At 43.1% G+C, this 24,547-nt stretch carries 18 protein-coding genes; 10 read left to right on the forward strand and 8 right to left on the reverse strand.

All coding sequences use genetic code 11. The features are described 5' to 3' along the window. Window positions 1-13: 13 nt before the first annotated feature. Window positions 14-1,108: a tetratricopeptide repeat protein gene (locus LAY57_RS12075; RefSeq protein WP_249066826.1), complete on the reverse strand. Its 1,095-nt coding sequence runs from the start codon at window positions 1,106-1,108 to the stop codon at window positions 14-16. A gap of 523 nt (window positions 1,109-1,631) precedes the next feature. Between LAY57_RS12075 and pflB the strand changes: the two genes are divergently transcribed. The 5 genes from pflB to LAY57_RS12100 all read left to right on the forward strand — a co-directional run bounded on the left by pflB (window position 1,632) and on the right by LAY57_RS12100 (window position 10,077). Then, window positions 1,632-3,860: a formate C-acetyltransferase gene (gene pflB, locus LAY57_RS12080; protein WP_249066827.1), complete on the forward strand. Its 2,229-nt coding sequence runs from the start codon at window positions 1,632-1,634 to the stop codon at window positions 3,858-3,860. A gap of 124 nt (window positions 3,861-3,984) precedes the next feature. Beyond that, a complete protein-coding gene (gene pflA, locus LAY57_RS12085) occupies window positions 3,985-4,722 on the forward strand; it encodes a pyruvate formate-lyase-activating protein (RefSeq protein WP_249066828.1) in 738 nt (245 codons plus the stop codon). Window positions 4,723-5,139: 417 nt separating this feature from the next. Continuing rightward, on the forward strand, window positions 5,140-7,863 hold the full coding sequence (adhE, locus tag LAY57_RS12090; RefSeq protein ID WP_249066829.1) for a bifunctional acetaldehyde-CoA/alcohol dehydrogenase: 2,724 nt from the start codon (window positions 5,140-5,142) through the stop codon (window positions 7,861-7,863). Between the two features lie 41 nt (window positions 7,864-7,904). Further along, window positions 7,905-9,812 (forward strand): tRNA uridine-5-carboxymethylaminomethyl(34) synthesis enzyme MnmG, encoded by a 1,908-nt coding sequence (mnmG, locus tag LAY57_RS12095; protein WP_249066830.1) that lies wholly within the window; start codon window positions 7,905-7,907, stop codon window positions 9,810-9,812. Next, the gene (locus tag LAY57_RS12100; protein ID WP_249066831.1) at window positions 9,796-10,077 is read left to right on the forward strand and encodes a hypothetical protein; all 282 of its coding nucleotides are present in this window, start codon (window positions 9,796-9,798) and stop codon (window positions 10,075-10,077) included. Before mnmG ends, LAY57_RS12100 begins: the two co-directional genes overlap by 17 nt. A gap of 113 nt (window positions 10,078-10,190) precedes the next feature. Here the strand turns inward: LAY57_RS12100 and uraD are convergent, their stop codons facing one another. From uraD to pucL, 3 genes are all read right to left on the reverse strand, one after another. Then, window positions 10,191-10,679 (reverse strand): 2-oxo-4-hydroxy-4-carboxy-5-ureidoimidazoline decarboxylase, encoded by a 489-nt coding sequence (gene uraD / locus LAY57_RS12105; protein WP_249066832.1) that lies wholly within the window; start codon window positions 10,677-10,679, stop codon window positions 10,191-10,193. A gap of 64 nt (window positions 10,680-10,743) precedes the next feature. Next, window positions 10,744-11,106, reverse strand: coding sequence for a hydroxyisourate hydrolase (gene uraH, locus LAY57_RS12110; protein ID WP_249066833.1), 363 nt, complete (start codon window positions 11,104-11,106; stop codon window positions 10,744-10,746). A 6-nt stretch (window positions 11,107-11,112) separates the two neighbouring features. Continuing rightward, complete coding sequence (gene pucL, locus LAY57_RS12115) at window positions 11,113-12,033, reverse strand: factor-independent urate hydroxylase (protein ID WP_249066834.1); 921 nt, start codon at window positions 12,031-12,033, stop codon at window positions 11,113-11,115. Between the two features lie 102 nt (window positions 12,034-12,135). On the opposite strand from pucL, the gene puuE reads away from it, so the two are divergent. Further along, complete coding sequence (gene puuE, locus LAY57_RS12120) at window positions 12,136-13,056, forward strand: allantoinase PuuE (RefSeq protein WP_249066836.1); 921 nt, start codon at window positions 12,136-12,138, stop codon at window positions 13,054-13,056. Between the two features lie 67 nt (window positions 13,057-13,123). Here puuE and LAY57_RS12125 read toward each other — a convergent pair whose 3' ends face one another. Together LAY57_RS12125 and LAY57_RS12130 are read right to left on the reverse strand one after the other, a co-directional pair. Further along, entirely contained in the window at window positions 13,124-13,792 is a 669-nt protein-coding gene (locus tag LAY57_RS12125; RefSeq protein ID WP_249066838.1) for a tetratricopeptide repeat protein, read from the reverse strand. Between the two features lie 97 nt (window positions 13,793-13,889). After that, on the reverse strand, window positions 13,890-14,282 hold the full coding sequence (locus tag LAY57_RS12130; protein WP_249066840.1) for an allophanate hydrolase-related protein: 393 nt from the start codon (window positions 14,280-14,282) through the stop codon (window positions 13,890-13,892). Window positions 14,283-14,559: 277 nt separating this feature from the next. On the opposite strand from LAY57_RS12130, the gene LAY57_RS12135 reads away from it, so the two are divergent. Both LAY57_RS12135 and LAY57_RS12140 read left to right on the forward strand, forming a co-directional pair. Further along, window positions 14,560-15,384, forward strand: a complete 825-nt coding sequence (locus LAY57_RS12135; protein ID WP_249066843.1) for an FAD binding domain-containing protein — start codon at window positions 14,560-14,562, stop codon at window positions 15,382-15,384. Then, a complete protein-coding gene (locus tag LAY57_RS12140; protein ID WP_249066844.1) occupies window positions 15,369-18,125 on the forward strand; it encodes a molybdopterin-dependent oxidoreductase in 2,757 nt (918 codons plus the stop codon). Before LAY57_RS12135 ends, LAY57_RS12140 begins: the two co-directional genes overlap by 16 nt. 32 nt (window positions 18,126-18,157) lie before the next feature. Here the strand turns inward: LAY57_RS12140 and LAY57_RS12145 are convergent, their stop codons facing one another. Both LAY57_RS12145 and LAY57_RS12150 read right to left on the reverse strand, forming a co-directional pair. Further along, window positions 18,158-18,973, reverse strand: coding sequence for a phospholipase D-like domain-containing protein (locus tag LAY57_RS12145; RefSeq protein WP_249066846.1), 816 nt, complete (start codon window positions 18,971-18,973; stop codon window positions 18,158-18,160). Between the two features lie 84 nt (window positions 18,974-19,057). Next, window positions 19,058-19,234, reverse strand: coding sequence for a hypothetical protein (locus LAY57_RS12150; protein WP_249066848.1), 177 nt, complete (start codon window positions 19,232-19,234; stop codon window positions 19,058-19,060). 267 nt (window positions 19,235-19,501) lie between these two features. Here LAY57_RS12150 and LAY57_RS12155 point away from each other — a divergent pair, with 267 nt between their 5' ends. Then, window positions 19,502-20,845, forward strand: coding sequence for an AAA-like domain-containing protein (locus LAY57_RS12155; protein ID WP_249066850.1), 1,344 nt, complete (start codon window positions 19,502-19,504; stop codon window positions 20,843-20,845). Next, a complete protein-coding gene (locus tag LAY57_RS12160; RefSeq protein ID WP_249066852.1) occupies window positions 20,845-24,438 on the forward strand; it encodes a WD40 domain-containing protein in 3,594 nt (1,197 codons plus the stop codon). The genes LAY57_RS12155 and LAY57_RS12160 overlap by 1 nt, the downstream gene beginning before the upstream one ends. Window positions 24,439-24,547 lie beyond the last annotated feature (109 nt).

Below are 24,547 nucleotides of genomic sequence, written 5' to 3' on the forward strand. Positions count from 1 at the left end.
AATTTTTTGATGACTAATTGCTAACGTTGGATGTAATGGCGGAACGCAGTTCTTGATATTTAAAAGCTTTAGCGTAGTCACCTAAAGCATAGCAAGCAACTTTCAGGCTTCCTAGTGCCTGCTGTTCAACGCGATCGTCTTGGATTTGCCGTGCTAAAGCCAAGCGCTGTTCGTAGCACTCGATCGCCAGATCGAAGTTGGCTAAAGCTTCATAAGCAACTCCTAAGCTTCCTAACGTTTGTTCTTCTACTCGAAGGTCTTGAGTATCTTTTGCCAGAGTCAAGCGCTGCTGATAGTATTCGATCGCTTGAGTATAGTTACCCAGCGCGTAGCAAGCACTGCCCAGATTTCTCAGCACCTGTCCTTCCCCTCGCAAATCTTGGATATTCCGCGCCAAAGCCAAGCGCTGCTGGTAGTATTCAATTGCTGTAGGGTAATCCCCCAGAGAATAAAAAGCATTTCCCAAATTTCTCAGCAGCTGACCTTCTCCCTTGCGGTCTTTGATTTTCCGCATCAGCGTCAAGCTTTGCTGCTGGTAGTCAATTGCCTTGTTGTAATCTCCCAAAGCCTTGTAAGCAAGTCCCAGATTGTTGAGTGCTGCCACCTCTCCTCGGCAGTCTTGAATTTCCATCGCAATTATTAAGCTTTGCTGCTGGTACTCGATCGCTTTGAGGTGGTCTTCCAGGTGACGGTAAGCATTTCCCAGATTCCCCAGGGCCAGTCCTTCCGCACGACGGTCTTGAGTATCTTTTGCGATCTCCAACCATTGCTGGTAGTAATTAATCGCTTTAACGTACTCACCCAGAGCATAGCAAGCATTTCCCTGATTCCCCAGCACCTTCCCCTCACCTTGACGGCATTGGATGTCCCGGTAGATCGAGAGTGCCTGCTGGAAATACTGTAATGCCGCTTTAAATTGGCTAGCCTGATGCTGTTCGATTCCTTGGTCTACCAATCGGTTTGCCTGAGCGAGTTTGGCATTGTTTTCCGTTTCCTCCCGCAGTTTGCCTACCTCGTCTCCCTCCAGCGAGAAAGCGATCGTTGTACGCTCATTTTCAGGAATACCTTTTATAGGCTTATGGTCTGGTTGACAACCCTGGCTGTCCATATATGCTACCTCTCAAAAACGCCCTTCCTGGCAGTATCCCCATCTTTAGGCTTGGAAGGCATGACCTGGATCACTGAAAAAATGTTAATTTGATACGTTTCCACGAATAAAATTAACTCTTTGTTGTATTATTCCCAGATCTGGGCGTGGATCTCACAATAAAATATGCAGAAGCCCGTGCAGAAGCCGAAGATTGGGCCGAAAAGGTGGCTAGTGCCGCTACGCAAAAGTCAAAAATCCTTTGAGTGTAAGGCATTTACTCCTTTCTGGCTCTCAAGAATATCTATAAAGCCGCAGAGTAGCCCAGGAGCAGAGGCGAGGGAGTAAAAAGGGGGAAAAAATGATAGATAATCTTCTAGCAAGAAGGGATTAAACAATAAATTTATTGTTTAATCATAGACTAAAACGTTATTGATGTTGTTTATCAAATTTAGTTACACTCCCCATTAAATCAGCCCCAAATTTTGTAAAGTAGTATTAGCACGGGTAGAAGAAATAACCGTGCAAATGGGAGAAGAAAGCCATGCGAGCGCAATGGAAAAATTTTGTTCTAGGAAAATGGACAGAAGAAATTAATGTCCGAGATTTTATCCAAAAAAACTACACTCCATTTGAAGGAGACGAGTCCTTTTTAGCTAGCCCCACAGAAAGAACTTTTAAGCTCTGGAATCAAGTCCTAGAGCTAATGAAACAAGAGCGAGAAAAAGGCGTTTTAGATGCCGATACCAAGGTCGTTTCAACCATCACTTCACACGAGCCTGGTTACATCGCTCAAGAACTAGAGCAAATTGTTGGTTTGCAAACCGATAAACCGCTAAAACGAGCCATCATGCCTTTGGGTGGTATTCGAGTGGTAAAAGCCTCCTTGGAATCTTACGGCTACAAACTTGACCCCCAAACTGAAGAGATTTTTACCAAGTACCGCAAAACTCACAACGATGGAGTTTTCGACGGCTACACCCGCGAAATGAAACTAGCGCGGCACTCTGGAATTATCACTGGGTTACCGGATGCCTACGGACGAGGTAGGATTATCGGTGACTATCGGCGAGTTGCTTTGTACGGTGTCGATCGCCTAATTACCGACAAGAAAGAACAACTCAAAGAACTGGAACTCGACGCAATTGTAGAATCAGTTATTCAGTTAAGAGAAGAGATTTGCGAACAAATGCGGGCGCTGCAAGAACTAAAACAAATGGCAGCTAGCTACGGATTTGATATTAGCCAACCCGCAGCCAATGCCAAAGAAGCCGTTCAGTGGACATACTTTGGTTATCTTGCAGCCGTGAAAGAACAAAATGGCGCGGCGATGTCATTGGGTCGAGTTTCCACATTCTTGGATATCTATTTTGAGCGCGACTTGCAAAATGGCGATATTACAGAACCAGAATTGCAAGAAATTATCGACCATTTTGTGATGAAGTTACGCATGGTGAGATTCCTGCGGACACCAGATTACAACGATCTGTTCTCAGGCGATCCAACTTGGGTAACAGAATCGATCGCAGGTATGAGCGAAGACGGCAGAACTCTTGTCACTAAGAACAGTTTCCGTTTCTTGCATACCCTATATAATTTGGGGCCAGCACCAGAACCGAATTTGACCATTCTTTGGTCGGAAAGATTGCCAGAAAGCTTCAAACATTTCTGTGCCAAAGTTTCCGCCGCTACCAGTTCGGTACAATACGAAAACGACGATTTGATGCGTCCGTATTACGGTGATGATTATGGAATTGCCTGTTGCGTCTCCGCGATGCGGATTGGTAAGCAGATGCAATTCTTTGGCGCACGCGCCAACCTCGCCAAAGCTTTGCTGTACGCCATTAACGGCGGAAAGGATGAAAAAGCGGGAGAGCAAATTGCGCCAGAATTTGCCCCTGTTACATCCGAATACCTAGATTATGATGAGGTGAAGGCGAAATTCGATCGCCTGCTAGATTGGTTAGCGAAACTATACGTTAACACCCTCAACGTCATCCACTATATGCACGACAAATACTGCTACGAAAAGCTGGAATTTGCCTTGCACGATCGCGAAATTCTCCGCACTCTCGCTTGTGGCGTAGCTGGTTTGTCGGTAGTAGCAGATGCCTTCTCGGCAATGAAGTATGCCAAGGTAAAAGTGCTGCGAAACGAAAACGGTTTGGCAGTAGATTATGAAATCGAAGGCGATTTTCCCAAATACGGGAATAACGACGACCGAGTTGATAGCATTGCGGTCAATTTGGTGAAAGATTTCATGAACAAGATCCGCAAGAACAAAACATACCGAAATGCAACGCCAACCCAGTCTGTTTTGACCATTACTTCTAACGTTGTGTACGGCAAGAAGACTGGGAATACGCCAGATGGACGCAAAGCTGGAGAACCCTTTGCGCCTGGGGCAAATCCGATGCACGGACGAGATACAAAAGGTGCGATCGCATCGCTCGCCTCAGTCGCAAAACTCCCCTACGAACACGCCCAAGATGGCATTTCCTACACCTTCTCGATCGTGCCGAAAGCATTAGGTAAAACTGATAGCGATCAGGAGAAAAACCTAGCTGGAATGTTGGATGGCTATTTCCACGATGGCGGACATCATATTAATGTGAACGTCCTCGATCGCGAAACGCTGCTAGAAGCGATGGATCATCCAGAAAAATATCCGCAACTCACCATTCGGGTATCGGGATATGCCGTTAACTTCATCAAGTTAACTCGCGCACAACAACTCGATGTAATCAACAGGACATTCCACGATCGCATCTAATTATTAAACGCAAAGGTTCACGCAGAGTAACGCAAAGAAATAAAAAATCCTCTCTTTTCCTCTGCGTCCCTTTGCGATTACCTCTGCGTCCCTTTGCGTTAAAAAAACTCTTTCCTCTCTTACTATGACTGTTTGCGGACAAATTCATTCTGTAGAAAGTTGCGGTACAGTTGATGGCCCCGGTATTCGATTTGTCATCTTTACAAAGGGTTGTCCTCTGCGCTGCCTGTATTGCCACAACCCCGATTGTCGCACTATTACCAATGGCAAGCAAGTCACCGTTGATGAATTAATTGAAGAGATTCAGAAGTACAAATCTTATATGCGCTTTTCTGGCGGCGGCGTTACTGTCAGCGGTGGGGAACCGTTAATGCAGCCTCACTTTGTGGCGGAAATCTTCAAACGCTGTAAAAAACTTGGTATCCATACTGCCTTAGATACCTCTGGTTATGCCGATTTGGAACACGCAGCCAAACCAGTGGTTGAGTACGCCGACTTAGTGCTGTTGGATATCAAATCCTTTGAACCTGAAATTTATCTTAAAGTTACCAGTGTTCCCATCGAACCTACTTTAAAATTAGCTAAGTACCTAAGCGAGATTAAAAAGCCGACATGGATTCGATTTGTTTTAGTGCCTAATCTCACCGATGACCCCGGTAACATTGAGGGACTTGCTAGTTTTATCTCTACTTTGGGAAATATAGAAAAGGTGGAAGTTCTGCCCTTTCACAAAATGGGCGAGTACAAGTGGGAACAGTTAGGCTATGACTACCAACTGAAAGATACGCAACCGCCAACACCAGAGGTAGTGGAGCGTACTGTAAATATCTTTAAAAAACACGGTCTTGCTGTCGTGTCGTGAAGCCTACAAATTACTGGTGCTAAAAACTATCCAAAAAATCTGTTCGTAGGTGACTAAACACCTGCGTACCCTGCGGTCAGGCTGCGCCTACATCTGCATTAATATGCGGTTAAAAGTAGTTTGTTCATAAATAGGAAAAACCAATTTAACCTGGAAATGAAAATGGATAGTGCTGACAAAATCAAACATGGTAATATATACTTAGAGTGTAAATGAGAGATAGGAGCCTAAAAATACTTTCAAGAAATAGTTAGCTAGTAAGTTTCCCTGGGTAAACTATAAATAGGTAAACACTGTAGCGTTACCCAGATTACTAAAGCGAAGTCAGCCCTACAATTTTCCATTCTCAACGCGATCGTAGCCAGGATCGTTCTAGTAATCGACCCTATCTCTATTAAGACCGACATTCAAAAGGAAATGGTCATGACAGTAACAAATATAAACGAACTCGAAGAACTAATTCAACGAGTCAAAGCGGCACAACAAAAATATGCCACTTATACCCAAGAACAGGTGGATATTATCTTCAAGAAAGCCGCCCTTGCAGCCAACACTCAGCGCATCCCATTAGCAAAGATGGCGGTTGCCGAAACCGGGATGGGAGTGGTAGAAGATAAAGTAATTAAAAACCACTTCGCTTCGGAAATTATCTACAACAAATATAAGCACGAGAAAACTTGCGGCATTATCGAAGAAGATAAATCTTTTGGATTCCAGAAAATTGCCGAACCAGTAGGACTTCTGGCGGGGATCGTGCCGACAACAAACCCGACATCGACAGCAATTTTCAAAGCACTACTCGCCCTAAAAACGCGCAACGGGATTATTTTCTCTCCTCATCCACGGGCGAAGAAATGCACGATCGAAGCGGCAAAAATTATATTGCAAGCTGCCGTTGCTGCTGGCGCACCTGAAGGGATCGTTGGTTGGATTGACGAACCGACAGTGCCACTTTCGCAAGCTTTGATGCAGCACCACGATATTAAGCTGATTCTAGCTACGGGTGGCCCTGGAATGGTGAAAGCCGCCTATTCTTCGGGACACCCATCGCTGGGGGTGGGTGCTGGAAATACGCCTGCTGTGATTGATGAAACTGCTCAGATCAAAATGGCGGTATCTTCAATTCTGATCAGCAAAACTTTTGACAATGGCATGATTTGTGCCAGCGAACAATCTGTGGTTGTTGTGGATGAAGTTTACGACGCTGTTAAGGAAGAGTTTAGCGATCGCGGTGCCTATTTCCTCACCCCGGAAGAACGGGAAAAGGTGGCGAGCAAGATTATCGTCAACGGGCGTTTAAATGCCGATATTGTCGGACAATCGGTACAAACCTTAGCTCAACTAGCTGGGATTACGATTCCGCCCGACAGCAGAGTTTTGATTGGCGAAGTGGAAGAAATCGGTGTCAACGAACCTTTTGCTTACGAGAAATTATCGCCAATTCTGGCCATGTATCGGGCCAAAAATTTCCCAGATGCAGTAGCTAAAGCAGAGGATTTGATTAAGTTTGGCGGTTTAGGGCATACTTCAGTGCTTTATACTGCCCCAGGGAATCAAGAGCATATCAAACACTTTGAATCCGTATTAGAGACAGCTAGGGTGCTGATCAATACACCGTCTTCTCAAGGTGCGATCGGTGATTTGTACAACTTCCGACTCGATCCGTCTCTTACCCTGGGATGCGGTAGCTGGGGCGACAACTCAGTATCGGAAAACGTTGCACCTCATCACTTATTAAACATCAAAACCGTTACCGAACGGCGGGAAAATATGCTGTGGTTCCGCATACCGCCGAAAGTTTATTTCAAGTCCGGTTGCTTGCCAGTTGCACTGCGGGAATTGGAGGGTAAACACAGGGCATTCATAATCACAGATAAGCCGCTATTCAACTTAGGAGTAGCGGAGAAAGTTACAAATGTTTTGGATGAAATCGGTGTCAAGCACCAAATCTTCTTTGATGTGGAACCCGATCCAACTCTGGCGACAGTCAATAAAGGATTGGCGGAAATAAATAACTTTAATCCAGATGTGATTATCGCCATTGGTGGCGGTTCGCCGATGGATGCTGCCAAAGTAATGTGGTTGATGTATGAATATCCTGATACCGATTTTGAAGGTTTGGCAACCAGATTCATGGATATCCGCAAACGGGTATATGAATTAGCGCCTTTGGGTGCGAAAGCGATGATGGTGGCAATTCCGACAACATCGGGAACTGGTTCGGAAGTGACGCCGTTTGCGGTGGTAACAGACGATCGCACTGGCATTAAGTACCCCCTGGCAGATTACGCCATAACTCCGAATATGGCAATTGTAGACCCGGAATTAGTGATGAATATGCCCAAGAAGCTGACAGCTTATGGCGGCATAGATGCTTTAACTCACGCGCTGGAAGCTTACGTATCGGTGGTAGCTTCAGAGTTTACAAACGGATTAGCATTAGAGGCAATTCGACTGTTACTGAAATATCTGCCCGCTGCTTATAAAGAAGGTGCAAACAATCCCAAAGCGCGAGAAAAAGTACACTATGCTGCTACTATGGCGGGGATGGCTTTTGCTAATGCTTTCTTGGGAATTTGTCACTCTATGGCGCACAAATTGGGTTCGACTTTCCACGTACCGCACGGTTTGGCAAATGCACTGATGATTTCTCACGTCATCCGCTACAATGCGACGGATTTACCGTTCAAACAAGCGATTTTCCCGCAGTACAAGTATCCTAATGCGAAATGGCGTTATGCCAGAATTGCAGATTATTTGGGATTGGGTGGTACTACGGAAGATGAGAAGGTTGAAAAGCTGATTGAAGCGATCGAAAATCTGAAGAAAGAAGTGGGTATTCCGCTGACAATTAAGGAAGTTTTGCCGTCAGAGGAGAAAGCTTTCTACGAACAAGTGGAAGAAATGGCAGATCGAGCTTTCGACGATCAATGTACTGGTGCTAATCCTCGCTATCCGCTGATTCGCGATTTGAAGGAACTGTACACCTTGGCTTACCGTGGCTGTCAAGTTGGTGCAAGTTTGTATCATCAAAATGATGAAGTTGTGGCTGCTAACGGTGATGGTAAATGTGATGATGAAACGGATTATAAATATGTTCGCGAGGCAATACCTTCGCATCCATTGCAAACGCTAAAATAAGGCTTGAGTCCTTGCTGCTGTACGCATACCCGATCGCACCCATGTCTGTACAATTCCTAGACGCTTTTGATATCATCGTTGTCGGTGCAGGTCATTCCGGCTGCGAAGCCGCACTTGCTACCGCACGCCTTGGTTGTCGTACCCTGCTGCTAACCTTAAATTTGGATAAAATTGCTTGGCAACCCTGCAATCCGGCAGTTGGTGGCCCGGCTAAGTCGCAATTGACACATGAGGTAGATGCACTCGGTGGCGAACTGGGGAAAATGGCCGATCGCACTTATCTGCAAAAGCGTGTGCTAAACTCCTCCAGAGGGCCAGCAGTTTGGGCGTTACGCGCACAGACTGATAAGCGGGAATATGCGGCGGTAATGAAACGGATTGTCGAAAATCAGGATAATTTGACAGTCCGCGAAGGCATGGTCACAGATTTAGTACTCGGTAAAAATGACGAGATTATCGGTGTTGAAACATACTTCGGTGTCGCCTTCCAGTGCAAAGCAGTAATTCTCACCACCGGCACATTCCTGGGTGGTAAGATTTGGGTGGGTAACAAATCGATGGCAGCCGGACGCGCTGGAGAATTTGCGGCTGTTGAATTGACGGAAACTCTCAACCGTCTGGGTTTTGAAACCGGACGACTGAAGACGGGAACTCCGGCAAGAGTTGATAAGCGATCGGTCGATTACAGTAAAATGGAACCGCAACCCGGTGATGAAGAGGTGCGCTGGTTCAGCTTTGACCCCGAACTCTGGGTAGAACGGGAACAAATGCCTTGTCATATCACCCGCACCACAGCCGAAACTCATCGCCTAATTCGGGAAAATCTGCACCTCTCCCCAGTATACGGCGGTTGGGTGGATGCCAAAGGGCCGCGTTATTGTCCCAGCATAGAAGATAAAATTGTCCGTTTTGCCGATAAGGAAAGTCACCAGATTTTTATCGAACCCGAAGGTCGCGATATTCCAGAATTGTATATCCAAGGTTTCTCGACTGGGTTGCCAGAAAGTTTGCAATTGCAGATGTTGCGGAGTCTTCCCGGTTTGGAAAACTGCGCGATGTTGCGTCCGGCTTATGCGGTTGAGTATGATTATTTACCGGCAACTCAGTGTTTTCCGACGCTGATGACTAAGAAAGTAGAGGGTTTGTTCTGCGCCGGACAAATTAACGGTACTACTGGATACGAAGAAGCAGCAGCACAGGGTCTTGTAGCTGGGATTAATGCAGCAAGATTTGTGTCTAATTCAACACAAATTATTTTCAAGCGGGAGGAGAGTTACATCGGTACGCTGATGGATGACTTGTGTACCAAGGATTTGCGGGAACCTTACCGGATGCTAACTTCGCGATCGGAATATCGTTTATTATTGCGATCGGATAATGCGGATCGACGCCTGACGCCTCTTGGTCGGGAAATTGGCTTAATCGATGACCGTCGCTGGGACTTGTTTAGCGCCAAGCAAGCGAATATTGCCGCCGAGAAAGAACGGTTGCAGGCGACGCGGGTAAAAGAGCATGATGAGATTGGGAAAGCGATCGCATCCGATACCCAGCAACTCATCAAAGGTTCCATTACCACCGCCGACTTGTTGCGTCGTCCGGGATTCCATTATATTGACCTAGACAGATACGCATTAAGCAATCCCGACCTCTCTCTAGCCGAAAAAGAAGGCGCAGAGATAGATATCAAATATTCTGGATATCTACAACGACAACAACATCAAATTGACCAAATTGCCCGTCACGAACATCGCAAACTGCCACAAGATTTGGATTACGCCGCGATAGAGACACTTTCCAAAGAGTCTCGCGAAAAGCTTGCCAAAGTGAAACCGCTGACAATTGGACAAGCAGCAAGAATTGGCGGCGTTAATCCAGCTGATGTTAACGCCTTGCTAATATATTTGGAAGTGCGAAGTCGTCAGGTAGCAATTGTTGGCGAAGCTCATTAATTCGGATCTTCCTTACTTAGGCTATTTGAGCAGAGGAGCAGAGGAGAAAAGAAATAAAAATACGAAAGAACTACCCGATGAAAAAACGTTACTTGAAATGTTAGAAGTTTTTAAAGACGCGGAACAGAAAGCAAGAGAAATGTCTGAATTTGCAACTGCGATCGCCTTAAAGTATCAAAAACGAATGGCGCAGGTTAGAGAAGAGAAACAAGTGCAAGTTATAGCAACCGCCAGGGCGATTAAGCCAACTCCAACTGTTACATGAAGTCCATAATCCCTTACGGAGTAACCTCTTCCCTCTTCCCTCTTCCCTAGCCCCTAGCCCCTAGCCCCTAGTCCCTAGCTATAGCAGCGCTGAATAAGAGTTTCAGAGGCGTCTTAGTTTGACAAACGAAACCAAGCAATCTGATAAATTTCTTGCAAAGCACGTTCTATTTCAACTTCCCTACTATTTCCCAACCTAATAGAAAACGCATCCAGAATACTTTCCTTAGTATGATTCTTCACCGCAATAATAAAAGGAAACGCAAACTTTTCCTTATATCCTTTATTTAGCGCCTGAAATCGTTCATACTCTTCACTACTTAACCTATCCAATCCAGCACCAGCTTGTTCATGTACGGAAGATTTGCTCATTTTTACTTTGTTTCCTAAGTCTGGATGCGATCGCATTAATACCAGTTGTTCATCTAAACTTGCATCTCGCACCACTCCCACCATTATTTGATGCAGCGATACTAAATCGGCAAAAGGTCGTTTGTTATACGCTTTTTCAGCTACCCAAGGAGAATCCTCAAAAATTCCACCCAAAACTTCCACAAAATCTTGCTGACTCAGTTGATTAATCTCAGATATTCTATACTTCATTTACCTACTATATTCCCTCCCGAATCTCTACATCTGCGTTAATCTGCGTTAAAAAATCACTCCCCTAACTACCGCGATAGGTACTATACGCCCAAGGAGATGTTAGTAATGGTACATGATAATGAGCGTGAATATCCGCAATGCCAAAGCGAATGGGAATGCGATCGAGAAAAGGGGGTTGAGGAGTTGTGATTAATTGTTCGTCAAAGTATTCGCCCACTGCAAATATTAACTCGTAAACTCCTACCTCTAACTCACCCTCAGCAAGTAACGGTGCATTGGTGCGTCCATCTTTATTAGTTCGCACTGTTTTTAGCAGTTTTTTACCATTATCGTGTGGAGTAAGCAACCACAGTTCTATTTCCATATTTGCTGCGGGACAACCCTGCGTTGTATCGAGTACATGGGTAGTGAGTTTACCTGCCATATTCTATCAGTCTCTGGTTAGCTTTAACTCGATCATTCCATAAGGCGGTCGCGGATCGCAATAAACTTTGATTTTTTCGTTTTCTTCTGACACAAATGCTGTATCCCAAAGTCGATTTTGAGCGGAGAAGGAAATTTCTGCCATTTGGGGGAAGCGGTTTAGCAGTCTAATACCCATTTCGTGGATGAGATGTTGGATTGATTTGCTGACAAATTCATGGAAGACAACTTGCACAAGATCGCGTACTTGTTCGGGTGCAATGTATTGGGATAAGTCGGGTGCGATCGCATTTTCTACATCCCCATATTTCCAGTTCGCATCCAGATAGATGAACAAGGGCCGATCGCTTTTTTCTGGCAATGTGGTATATCCATCGCGATCGAAGCTAGCAAATGAACTTCCGGTAATCTTAATTAACTCAAATCCGACGCGACCGCATTCGTGAGATATAATCTTGATATCTTCTCCATCGCGATCGAAATTTAAGGTTGCGATCGCATAATCGTTGTGCGACCTACTAAACAACACGCCGCTATCTACAAAACTACCATTTTGAGGAACAGACGCCGCATTAAAAGGTTGTTCCTTTCCCGTTATCCGTAGCGAAGACATCTGAGGATAAGTTGCCAAAAACTGTTTGCCAAGGAAATCGAGAAAACCTTCTAGAGTGGAACCACCGAATGCGATCGCTTGTTTCAAAACAAAGTTTTTCATCGTATCCGTAGCGACCACATTTCTATTATCGCCCTCAGTATAAGCTGGCAGAAAATTGTTGCCAAACACCTCAACACCAACATCCACAGCAAAAAGCGTATTTTCTCTGCCGACAAATGGCGATTCGGGAATCTGCATCAAACCCGACATCGGTTTGGCATACGTGCGATAAAGGGTAACTTGTTCTTTGCCGTAACTGATTTTGTAGCCCACTATATACTCCTATCCAACTTTACTTTAGGATAAAAGACTAGAATCTTTAAAATTTTACCAAATAACTGTAACAATAAATACCAAACCGATGAGTAAATTGCTATGACTACAGCTTACCCCCGCGATATGGTCGGTTACGGTGCCAATCCACCCCATCCACAATGGCCGGGAGATGCCCGCATTGCTTTACAAATCGTGATGAATTACGAAGAAGGTTCCGAATATTCTATCCCCGATGGCGATAACCATTCAGAAACTTATTTGTGGGAAGTTCCCGGTGCTTCAATGGGGCCAGGAAATCGCGATTTAATCGTCGAATCAGTTTATGAATATGGCAGTCGGGCGGGGTTCTGGCGGCTGATGCGCTTGTTTGCCGATCGCAACATCAAAATCACCGTTTTTGGTGCTGCACTGGCTTTAGAGCGCAATCCAGGGGCGGCAAAAGCGATCGTTGAGGCTGGATACGATATCTGCTGCCACGGTTGGCGCTGGATTGGGTATCACCTGCTAGGTGAAGAGGAGGAACGCGAACATATTCAGCGTGCCATTAAATCCCTGGAAAAAACAACAGGTAGCCGTCCCTTGGGTTGGTATTGTCGCTACGCACCGAGTTTAAATACCCGCCGTTTAATAGTAGAAGAAGGTGGTTTTCTCTACGATTCCGACGTCTATAATGATGACTTACCCTATTGGGTGGAAGTTGAAAAAAAACCGCATTTAGTCATTCCTTATACACTAGATAATAATGATATGAAATTCTCGGTTGCACCTGGATTTAACACTGGCGATGATTTTTTTACTTATCTCAAAGATGCCTTTGATGTTCTCTACAAAGAAGGTGAAACAGCGCCAAAAATGATGTCAGTTGGATTGCATACCAGACTCGCGGGACGACCGGGAAGAACGGCAGCATTGGCGCGATTTTTAGACTACGTAAAAAAGCACGATAAAGTTTGGATTTGTCGCCGCATTGATATTGCGAAACATTGGATTGAACATCATCCTTACCAGCCGAAAACTTGACGATGCTGAAACTAAAGTAGGTTGGATTGAGCGATCGCAAAACCTAACCTAAAATTATACAACTTTACTAAAGATTCCCGTATCTTTCCACTATTTTGAATTGTTGCCATAGGCGCGTTGTTGAACTTGTCTCCTGTTGAGTGTTTGCGATCGCAAAACTCTGTTGTTCGGACTCAGTTGCTTTAGCATATTCGCCCAGATAACGGTAAGCACTTACCAAATTGTTCAAACAAAGCGCCTCCCCTCGGCTGTTTTTAAGTTGTCGTTGGATGGCTAAACTTTTTTGATAGTAATCAATTGCTTTTGGATAGTCACCCTGAGAATAGTAAACAGTTCCTAAATTTCCCAAAGCATCCGCCTCCTCTTGGCGGTCTTTTATATCGCGTGCGATCGCTAAATCTTGCTCAAGATATTCGATCGCTTTTTCACGATCGTCTAGCAAAAAGTAAGCATATCCAATATTTCCCAAAGACCGCCCTTCACCTCGGCGGTCTTTAATTTCCCGGTAGATAGTCAGTGCCTTTTGCCAAGACTCCAAAGCCGCCTCAAATTGACGGTTTTTTAGCCCTTCCTCAAACCCTTGTTGTTGCAGTCGGTCGGCTTCAGCTTGGCGTTCCTGTACTGTTTTAGCCTGTACTGGGTTAGTAAATAATGATGCTGAAAAATTGAGTGATAAAGGCGCTTGAACAGAAACTAACAGGCTAATCAATGCTAGGATTTTAATTGTGAATTGCATGGTTATTGACCTATACTATATGTACACTTACGATTTAGTCATCGCTCATTAGCCATTAGCAATAAAAAACCGCTAACTAATGACTAATGGCTAATGACTAATGACTATTTTGTGATTTTTTATAAGCTGCCCAACCGCCAAAATGAGAAATATCAGGCCACTGATATTGTTCCACTAACTCTTGCGGGTAAAGCATAGCGGTCACTTTTTCGCCATCTGACAAGACTACTTTTCCTGCATAAAGATTTGGAGGTTCTGTTGAGAGCAAGTAATCGTATTGTTCAGCCGTCAACTCGTACACCTCGCCCGGAATGGCAATACCTCCGTCTTCAACTTCATAGATGCCGGGATGCCAGCCGTTTTCTACAGAGTGTAGCCGGTACTTTGGCTGGGTAACTGCCTCGTTGATAAAGTTTGCCGATTGGAGATTTTGGTGATCGGGTTGACCGCGTAGAGCAGAGCCACAAATGAAGAAGCGTTTCGATTCCATTTTACTTTTAGTTGTTGATTCAATCTATTTAAAGATTATAATAAATTAACGTCGAAGTTTAGCTATGACGTAAGTAGGTGGGCATAATTAAACGTAAAACTCCAGGCCCTTAGAAACCCGGTTTCTTGGAGAAACCGGGTTTCTGGGTGTTCAGTTTATTGAGGCCCACCTACTTAATGTCTTGCTACAAACTTTGTTACAGTTAGACAAAATGTATCCTGTTTAACTTACTTAACTTGTCGGGTAAATTAAAATTAACTAAAACTTGGGTAATTTGATGGATTTGCCTAATATCGAAACATACTTACGTCCAACAAATTTACAAGCAGTCAAAACCTGGTCACCGGGATGGAGTTGGCTGGCTGGCGGCACATGGCTATTTTCTGAACCGCAACCCCATCTCAAAGTCTTGGTAGACTTAGAAAAATTGAATTGGTCGGAAATTGAAGTCACGCCAGAGGGATTGGCAATTGGTGCAACCTGCAAAATGGAGAAATTATTAAACTTTTCTTACCCCGAAAGTTGGACATCGGTAAAAGCATTGCAAAGCGCAGTTCATCATTTGGCATCCTTTAAAGTAACTAACATGGCGACTGTGGGAGGTAATATTTGTCTGGCTTTACCTGTGAGTAACTTTGCTCCTGTGATGGTAGCACTGGAAGCAATTTATGAAATTATTAACCCAACTTCGCAATCTTATCGAGTTGACGCGATCGAATTCCAAACAGGCGCACAGCAAACTATACTCCAACCGGGAGAAGTTTTGCGGAAAATCTCGATTCCTCTGCCTAACTTGGAATGGCTTGTTAACTTTAAACGCATCGCTATTACCACCGCCGGTTATGCAGCGTCAATTGTAGTGACAGCTTATCATCCACAATCATCTCAAGTGCGGTTTGGATTGGGTGCTTGCGTTCCCGCTCCGCGCCTGATAAAGTTTTCTAGTATTCCTACATCAGCAGAACTTTCAGAAGCTTTGTTATCTGAAATTTCCCTTTCGGAATTTATAGAAGATGACAAAGCCAGTGCTTCATATCGGCGACAAGTTACACAAATTTTAATGCAGCGCTCGCTCGAAGAAATATTATGTCAGACTCTCTAAACTTCCAAGTTAACGAACAAACATATACAGAAAGTATCTCACCGGGAACCAGTCTTTTAAGTTTATTAAGAAATCTCGGTTGGTATGGAGTGCATCGCGTTTGCGAATCGGGAGATTGCGGCGCTTGCACTGTTTGGGTAGATGACAAACCCATCCATAGTTGTATTTATCCAGCAATGCGAATTGAGGAGAAATCTGTTACCACAATTGAAGGATTGGCAACTGATGGAAAGTTGTCTCCTATGCAGTCAGCTTTTCTAGAAAAACAGGGTTTTCAGTGCGGTTTCTGCACTCCTGGTGTAATTATGAGTGCTGAAAAAGTGAACTGTAAATCAGAAACTGAAATTCGTTCTGCTTTGAGAGGAAATTTATGTCGCTGTACTGGTTATCAAGCTATAATTGAAAGTATTCTTTTGGGAAGAAAGGCAGAGCCTTGCGAAGTGCGTGACCAGGTTCTACATGGTCACGAGGCTAAAGGACAGGTGGGTGAAAGTATTGCTAAGCAAGATGGCATAGAAATTGTCACGGGTAAACCTGTTTATACAGCAGATTATACCCCGGCTGGATTATTGCATTTAAAGGTATTGCGATCGCCACATCCTCATGCACGCATCCGCAAAATTCGCACCGACAAAGCGAAAGCAATCCCAGGAGTTCATGCTATTTTTACCCATGAAGATGTGCCGAGAATTCCCTACACCACAGCGGGTCACGCCGATCCACAGCCAGATCCTCTCGACCATTACTTATTAGATAATAAGGTAAGATTTGTGGGCGATCGCGTTGCTGCTGTGGTTGCTGAAACTGTGGCAATTGCCGAACAAGCTTGTCAGTTAATCGAAGTTGATTATGAAATTTTACCACATATCATCGACCCAGAGCAAGCGATGGAGCGAAATGCTGTGGTAATTCACGATGAACCAGAATCTTGTCAGATACCAGAACGCGATCGCAATATCGCCGGAAAAGTTATCTTAGAAAAAGGTAACATCGAACAAGGTTTCGCCGCAGCCGATTTAATTATCGAAAATACCTACAATCTACCAGCAGTTCAGCACGTCCACTTAGAACCCCACATCAGCACCAGTTGGCTAGACGAAGACGGAACCCTGGTAATTCGTTCCAGCACACAAGTACCTTTCCATTGCCAAACATTACTATCTAAAATCTTCGATTTACCCAAAGACAAGATCAGAGTATTCAAAGCTAAAATCGGCGGCGGATTTGGCAACAAACAAGAAATTCTCACTGAAGACCTTTGTGCCTTTGTCACTCTCAAAACAGGTCGTCCCGTGCAATGGGAATTCACCCGCACAGAAGAGTTCACCGCCACAAATAGCCGCCATGCGATGAAAATTCAACTCAAAACAGGAGTAAAATTAGATGGTACTATTGTAGCTCAAGATATGGCAGCCATTTCCAATACTGGCGCTTACGGAAATCACGCCACAACAGTTGTTTATCTTACAGGTTGTTTCCCTCTTGGACTATATCGTTGTGCCAATCAAAAATTTGTCGGTCATGCGGTTTATACTAACACAATGCCAGCCGGAGCATTTCGCGGCTATGGTGCAACTCAAGGCAGCTTTGCGGTAGAATCACAATTAGATGAAATTGCTCAACGATTAAATATAGACCCGCTGGAATTGCGATTAAAAAACATTATTAGTGCAGATGATGTCCTGACATTAGGAAGTAAAGGCGATGACCATTTTCATGTAGTTGGTAGTTATGGGATTGTTGAATGTTTCGATAAAGTAAGTCAAGCACTTGGCTATATTTCGGGAATGCAACCAATAGTAAACGGTCATCTGCGACGCGGGTTTGGATTTGCGGTAGGAATGCAAGCAAGTGGTTTAGCAAAAATTCATACTGCCTGTGTTAAAATATCTCTTAAAACCGATGGAAAATTTGAACTGAGAACAGGATCGATCGATGTTGGTACAGGTTCCGATACTACCCTCAGACAAATTGCCGCTCAAGTGCTTGGCGTTTCTATTGCCGATATTGAACTGATAGCAGGTGATACCCAAACCACACCTTACGATTCAGGTTCTTACGCTTCAGCAACTATTTATATTTCCGGTCAAGCAGTGAATTTAGCCGCACAGAAATTGCGAGATAAGATACTGGAATTAGCAGCGCAAATATTGCGATCGCCACAATTAATCATAGCAGATAACAAGGTGAAATCGCCAACCGCAGAAATATCTCTTTTAGAAATAGCTCAACAAGCAGAAAATTTATCAGCAGAATCGGAATATGCCGCCGATAAATGTTCCATGACCTTTGCGGTACAAGGTGTAGAAGTAGAAGTCGATACCGAAACCGGACATATAAAAGTTTTGCGTTCTATCCAAGCAATTGATATCGGCAAAGCAATCAATCCCAGAATTTGTGAAGGTCAAGCAATAGGCGGTATGATAATGGGATTGGGTTATGCTTTATCCGAAGAACTGCGAATAGACGAACAGGGAAAAATCCTCAATCCCAGGTTAAGAACCTATCAACTTCCCACCGCCTTAGACGTGCCAGCAATGCAAGTATTTTTAGTAGAAAAAGCCGATCCTAATGGGCCATTTGGGGCGAAAGGAATTGGGGAAATTGGTGCTAATTGTACTGCGCCTGCGATCGCAAATGCGATCGCTCATGCTACTGGTATAAGATTAACCCAATTACCGATGACACCCGAAAGAGTTTGGAGACATTTGAAGCGATCGCTGTTTTCAATTAGGGAGTAGGCGATCTTGATAAAATCAAGATCGCACCTTTTTTAAGCAGCAGAATTGCGAGGCAGACTATTCATACTAATAGCGATCGCATTTCTATATTCGCTCAAATCAGCCCAAATCGGTGAAAAATAGCGGTTATGGTGGTCGATGACTTTGCTAATATCAGTAAGCACTTCTAACTCATCATAAAAGTTGCCAGCTTTCCGGTATGCAGTCGGTGTGAGATTTACGCTTCCCTTGAAAGTCAACAAGCCATCAATTACACCTAATTTTTGGTGCGGTAAATCTCCCCAATTGGAACTAGAAGGTTGCACAAGTTTGATAGATAAATTGGGTGCTTCGTTTTGATAGTCTTGCAATTCTCGCCTGAGTGAAAATTGGTCTGATGGTAATGAAACAATACCTCGAATAGGAATGCGCCGTGCTTTCAGTTTCAAAGCACCCAGAAATTGCGGACTGATACCAAAGGTGATGAAATGAAAAAATCGCTGTGCTAGATCCAAAGCATCTAATAAGCCTGTACAAGGTGAATATTCGGGAGTGTATTGCCGTACTTTGTAGGCTATTTCTGCCAGTTTTTGGCAATGTTCAAAAATGTTGTCAATGTCATTAATGTAAAGCCGCTGTTTGCGGAAATGGGAACGAATTAAACTATGCTGTTCCACTTCCGATTTGGCATCAACAAGATAGCGAACATTACAAAACGGACATTGAATTTGTTGCTTTTCGTTTCGGGGAATAATTGAGAATATTGCAAGGCATTTTTGGCAATGTGCCTTTCCTGGCTGAAATTCTCTCAAGCTTAAAATGTCGAGACTGGGTGGAAATACATTGATATTGGGTGCGATGTAGGTCATGTTTTTATCCTTACAGCGGTTTCCGCTGTAATGAGGTACACTAAATATTCTGTAGCGGTTTGTAATAAATTGGTTTACTAATTGCTACTGTACCTCATAAGAGCGGGAACCGCTGTACTTAGATTGTGAGTTGCTGGTAGGGTGTGAATTTTGTTCTAGCTTTGCTAAGAATTCCTCTAAACCGGGTATGACTAATTGTTGAAAGCTGTTTTGACTGTCAATATTATTAACTTTGATCTTTTCAACCTTTCGTGATGCCATAAATTTCTAACCCCTTCAGGTTTGTGTAACTTTCTCGGTAGGACAGTTGTATTTTGTCAACTATCAATAGTTTCTTGCAGAATCAAAAAAATGTCGATGGGTAAAAAGTAATACAATTTGATGCTAATCAATAGCAGTCAGTAAGTTTAAGTAAGATTAATTAACTGATAGGATGGGAAAGTAAGGAATTTGCTAAAAATGTGATTTCGTGGCAATTTTTAGGTTAAACTAAAGTCTAAAGTCAAAATATAGCTACCAGGGTCGGATATGAACTTTGAAGAAGGATTTCAAATCGCTGATGATGCAGTTTTTGACCAGACAGGGAAACGCCTTAATAATGTAGAGGAAACTGTAATCCGTGGCTCTTGTAATGATCAGACTTATACAGAAATGGGTAATGGTACTAACTATAGCCCCAGATATCTACAGCACGATATTGCTCCCAAGTTGTGGAAACTGTTGACAGATGTATTTGGAGAAAAAGTAGATAAAAAAAATTGTCGGGTAGTGCTGGAACGGCGATCGCGTACTTCTGCTAATACTTCAACACAGTCTCAAAAATACCAGCCCCTAGCAGAATCAAAATTTCCAGAAGGGGAAGTGCCGCTAGATTCTCCATTTTATATCGATCGACCACCGATAGAATCTCTTTGTTATGAAGAAATTTTGCAGTCAGGAGCATTAATTCGGATTAAAGGGCCAAGGCAGATGGGTAAAACTTCCTTGATGAGAAGAATTCTAGAAGGGGCAACCAAACAAGGCTACCGAACAGTGAGTTTAAATCTTCGGCAAGCAGAAGGAACGCTTTTAACCAATCTGGATAAATTTTTGCGTTGGTTTTGTGCCAATATCAGTAAGCAGCTACAGCTAGAGCCTCTACTAAATGATTACTGGGATAAAGAGTTGATTGGCAGCATGATGAGTTGCACTACTTATTTTCAAGCTTATTTATTGGAAAAAATAGATAGCCCGTTAATTTTAGCTTTGGATGAAGTTGATAGACTTTTCGAGGATACTGATATCGCAACTGATATCGCAAAAGATTTTTTTGCTCTGTTGCGATCATGGTATGAAGAAGCAAAGAATCTCGATATTTGGAAAAAACTACGATTAGTGATAGTACACTCCACAGAAGTTTACATTCCTCTCAAATTCAATCAATCACCTTTTAATGTCGGATTGCCAGTAGAATTGTCAGAATTCAACGCTATTCAGGTAAAGGAATTAGCTCGGCTTCATGGACTAGATTGGACAGATAATCAAGTCGAGCAAATCATGGCAATGGTGGGAGGACATCCCTATCTACTGCGAATCGCTCTTTATCAGATTAGCCGTCAGGATATTACCCTGGAACAACTAATACAAACTGCTGCTACAGAAGCTGGAATTTACAGCGATCATTTACGGCGACATCTAGTTAATTTACAAGAAGATTTAGAACTATGTGCAGCTTTTAAAAATGTAGTTTCCGCAGATAATCCAGTGCAGTTAGAGCCGAGGCAAGTGTATCAATTACAAAAGATGGGATTGGTACAAGTGCAAGGCAATGATATCACTCCTCGCTGTAATTTGTATCGTCAATATTTTTGCGATCGCCTGAGAGGTAACTAATGGTTACATCACCAAATTCATCCTACAAATATCAAGTTGGAGGAAGTCTGCCAGCTGATGCTCCCAGCTATGTGAAACGACAGGCAGATGAGAAGCTTTACGAGAGGTTAAAGAATAGCGATTTTTGTTATGTATTGAACTCGCGGCAGATGGGAAAGTCTAGTTTGCGGGTACAAACAATGCAAAGTTTGAAATTAGAAGGATTTGCTTGTGCATCCATTGACCTCTCAAAAATTGGTAGCGATATCACCGCAGAACAGTGGTATGCAGGAATAGTTTCTCAGCTATTAATGGCATTCAATTTATTAGGAACGATCAATTTAAAAACCTGGTGGCGGGAGCGGGATTTGCTTTCACCAGTACAGCGCTTTGATGATTTTATAGAAAATGTGCTACTAGGCTCACTCCAACAAAAGATTATTATTTTTGTCGATGAAATTGATAGCGTTCTCAGTCTACCATTTCCTCTAGATGATTTTTTTGCGTTGATCCGTGCTTGCTACAATGATCGTGCAGATAAGCCAGAATATAATCGCCTTACCTTTTGCTTATTAGGAGTAGCCACTCCATCAGATTTAATTCAAGACAAAAAACGCACGCCATTTAATATTGGTCGAGGTATCGATCCTACGGGCTTTAATTTACAAGAATCTAAATTATCTTTAACTCAAGGATTGGCAGAAAAGGTAGATAATCCTGAAATCGTTTTGCAAGAAATATTGAATTGGACAGGTGGACAACCATTTCTCACCCAAAAGTTATGCAAGATAGTTGTTGAAAAAGCAGAAAGTAGAAATCCGATTATTCGTCTGTTAGTGGAAAGCTATATTATTAATAATTGGGAATCTCAGGATGAGCCAGAACATTTGAGGACGATTAGAGATCGCATTCTCAGCAACGAACAACGTGCCAGCAGACTGTTAGGACTCTATCAACAAATATTGCAACAGGGAGGAATTCCCGCTGATGATAGTTCTGAACAAATGTATTTACGGCTGTCGGGTTTGGTAGTTAAAAAAAACGGTAATTTAAAAGTTTATAACCGGATTTATCAGAATATTTTTAACCAAAATTGGGTGAATCAGCAATTAGCTAATCTGCGTCCTTATAGTGAAGCGATAAATGCTTGGTTAGCTTCTAATCGTCAGGATGAATCACGGCTTTTACGCGGACAAGCATTGCAAGAAGCATCAAATTGGGCAACCGAGAGAAGTTTAAGTAATGAAGATTACCAATTTTTAGCAGCTAGCGAACAATTAAAAAACCGAGAACTTCAAAGGCAGTTAGAAGCAGAACGAGAAGCAAATCAAATCTTAGAAAAAGCTCGTGAAGAAGCCAAGCAAAGCACAAGAATAGCACGCGACGGCATCAGAGCGTTGCAACTTTTTGAGGCTGGAGGCAGAGAAATAGAAAGTTTATTGTTAGCTATGGAGGCAGGACAAGACTTACAAAAATGGGTGCAAGATGGGCGTTTGCTGCAAGAATATCCCGCGACTAGCCCAATGCTAGCCTTACAGGTAATTCTTGACAATATCCGAGAAATAAATATATTTTCTGGCAATGAATACGGCGGATCAAAGACTATCAGTTTTAGCCAAAATTGGGAGTATATAGCCATAGCTACATTAGAAGAGTCTTCTCTCTACAAGCCTGAAATAACGTTATTAAACATTTCTGGGGAGCAAATTGCTAAATTCAAAGCCGATGATAATCCTTTCCATCACGTAATATGGATTGAATTTAGCCCTAATAATAACTTTATTGCCACGGGCTTTGAATATTTAATCAAGCTGTGGGATTTACATGGCAAACAAATAGCTGAATTTCAATGTGATCGCAATTACAAAAAAATAGAGTTTAGCCCTAATGCAGACTGCCTCGCTATTCACTACTTTGATAAAACGACTTTATGGAACTTATGTGGAAAGAGGATAGCAGAATTCATGGATTCTTATTTCAATTATTTGATGTTTAGCCCCAATGGGCAGTATATTACTACTGATTCAGATCACAATACTCCCAGGTTGTGGGACTTATCTGGCAACCAGATAGCTGAATTGAAGGGGCATCAGGGTAAAGTATATTATTTCTGTTTTAGCCCCAATGGGCAGTATATTGCTACTGCTTCGGAGGACTGGACTGTGAGATTGTGGGACTTATCTGGCAACCAGATAGCTGAATTGAAGGGGTATGAGTGTGCAGTATATTATATCTGTTTTAGCACCAATGGGCAGTATATTGCTACTGTTTCAGATTATGATGAACCCCGGTTGTGGGATTTATCTGGAAACCAGATAGCTGAATTGAAGGGGTATGAGTGTGTATCTTTTAGCCCAGATGGAAAGTATATAGCCACCGATCACGATAGGATTGCACACCTATGGAATTTATCTGGAAAATTGATCAATAAGTATGAGTATCTTGGAAATGACACTTGGCTAAGTAAGATTACTTTTAGCCCTGATGGTAAGTATCTAGTTACTGCTTCAGATGAAAGTACAGTTATAAAAGTATGGAACTTATCTGGAAAACAAATAGCTAAATTTACAGACTCCTACAGTATAGATATTAGCTTTAGCCCCGATAGCAAGTATATGGCTGTTACCCTTTATCAAGGTATTACATGGCTATGGGACTTATCTGAAAAGAAGATATTCCAATTTCAAGGACATGAAGGCGAGGTAACGAGTGTCTCTTTTAGCCCAGATGGGCAATACATCGTCACTGCATCAGATGACTGTACTGCAAGGCTGTGGGATTTATCTGGGAATCAAATAACTCTATTTTCGGGGCATAAAAACAAGATAACAAGTGTCAGTTTTAGCCCCAATGGTGAGTACATTGCTACTGCCTCTGATGACTGTACGGTAAGGCTGTGGGATTTATTTGGTAATCAGATAACCAAATTCAGAGATCACCGTGACAAGGTATTGAGTGTTAGTTTTAGCCCCAATGGACAGATGCTAGCCACTGGTGATGCAGAGGACAACACACGGCTCTGGGATTTATCTGGGAAGGAGATAGCTGGAGTCATTGGCCACCATGTTAGCTTTAGCAGTCAAGGGAAATACCTTGCTACTGCCTCAGATGATGGCAAAGTGCGGCTATGGAATTTATCTGGAAGTTTGGAATTCGAGTTTAACGGACATCAGGGCAAGATCATGAGTGTTAGTTTTAGCCCCAATGGAGAATACTTAGCTACTGCCTCAGATGACCGTACTGTAAAGCTGTGGGACTTGTTTGGAAACCTGGTAGATCAATTTTGGGGGCATCAAGGTACGGTAACAAGTGTCAGTTTTAGTCCTGATGGGCAAATACTTGCCACAGCTTCAGAGGACGGTAGCGCAAGACTTTGGAATTTATCAGGGAATCAGATAGCAGAATTAAAGGGACATCAAAACAGAGTAAATAGTGTTAGTTTTAGCCCCAATGGTAAATACCTCGCCACTGCTTCAGAAGACCACACTGCAAGACTATGGCGAGTAGAAACATTAGACGAACTACTCGCCAGAGGTTGCGAATGGCTTAAATATTACTTTGTCAGCCATCCCGAAACACTACAACAATTAAAGATATGCCAAAAAAGTGAGTGATATCATGTTCGTTTGGATCGGTATTATATGGTAGGGACGGGTTTTGTTGAGAGATTGTTTATTTGACACAGGGGTTATCTGCTAAACCCGCCCCTACAATCGCACTTAC

Origin of the sequence: Argonema antarcticum A004/B2 (genome assembly GCF_023333585.1) — a bacterium.
Classification (GTDB): domain Bacteria; phylum Cyanobacteriota; class Cyanobacteriia; order Cyanobacteriales; family Aerosakkonemataceae; genus Argonema; species Argonema antarcticum.

What these genes read in the sequence shown, in the direction of transcription:
- LAY57_RS12075 (WP_249066826.1), bottom strand. Translation starts at nt 1,108, where the DNA reads ATGGACAGCCAGGGTTGTCAACCAGACCATAAGCCTATAAAAGGTATT.
- pflB (WP_249066827.1), top strand. Translation starts at nt 1,632, where the DNA reads ATGCGAGCGCAATGGAAAAATTTTGTTCTAGGAAAATGGACAGAAGAA.
- pflA (WP_249066828.1), top strand. Translation starts at nt 3,985, where the DNA reads ATGACTGTTTGCGGACAAATTCATTCTGTAGAAAGTTGCGGTACAGTT.
- adhE (WP_249066829.1), top strand. Translation starts at nt 5,140, where the DNA reads ATGGTCATGACAGTAACAAATATAAACGAACTCGAAGAACTAATTCAA.
- mnmG (WP_249066830.1), top strand. Translation starts at nt 7,905, where the DNA reads ATGTCTGTACAATTCCTAGACGCTTTTGATATCATCGTTGTCGGTGCA.
- uraD (WP_249066832.1), bottom strand. Translation starts at nt 10,679, where the DNA reads ATGAAGTATAGAATATCTGAGATTAATCAACTGAGTCAGCAAGATTTT.
- uraH (WP_249066833.1), bottom strand. Translation starts at nt 11,106, where the DNA reads ATGGCAGGTAAACTCACTACCCATGTACTCGATACAACGCAGGGTTGT.
- puuE (WP_249066836.1), top strand. Translation starts at nt 12,136, where the DNA reads ATGACTACAGCTTACCCCCGCGATATGGTCGGTTACGGTGCCAATCCA.
- LAY57_RS12125 (WP_249066838.1), bottom strand. Translation starts at nt 13,792, where the DNA reads ATGCAATTCACAATTAAAATCCTAGCATTGATTAGCCTGTTAGTTTCT.
- LAY57_RS12130 (WP_249066840.1), bottom strand. Translation starts at nt 14,282, where the DNA reads ATGGAATCGAAACGCTTCTTCATTTGTGGCTCTGCTCTACGCGGTCAA.
- LAY57_RS12135 (WP_249066843.1), top strand. Translation starts at nt 14,560, where the DNA reads ATGGATTTGCCTAATATCGAAACATACTTACGTCCAACAAATTTACAA.
- LAY57_RS12140 (WP_249066844.1), top strand. Translation starts at nt 15,369, where the DNA reads ATGTCAGACTCTCTAAACTTCCAAGTTAACGAACAAACATATACAGAA.
- LAY57_RS12145 (WP_249066846.1), bottom strand. Translation starts at nt 18,973, where the DNA reads ATGACCTACATCGCACCCAATATCAATGTATTTCCACCCAGTCTCGAC.
- LAY57_RS12150 (WP_249066848.1), bottom strand. Translation starts at nt 19,234, where the DNA reads ATGGCATCACGAAAGGTTGAAAAGATCAAAGTTAATAATATTGACAGT.
- LAY57_RS12155 (WP_249066850.1), top strand. Translation starts at nt 19,502, where the DNA reads ATGAACTTTGAAGAAGGATTTCAAATCGCTGATGATGCAGTTTTTGAC.
- LAY57_RS12160 (WP_249066852.1), top strand. Translation starts at nt 20,845, where the DNA reads ATGGTTACATCACCAAATTCATCCTACAAATATCAAGTTGGAGGAAGT.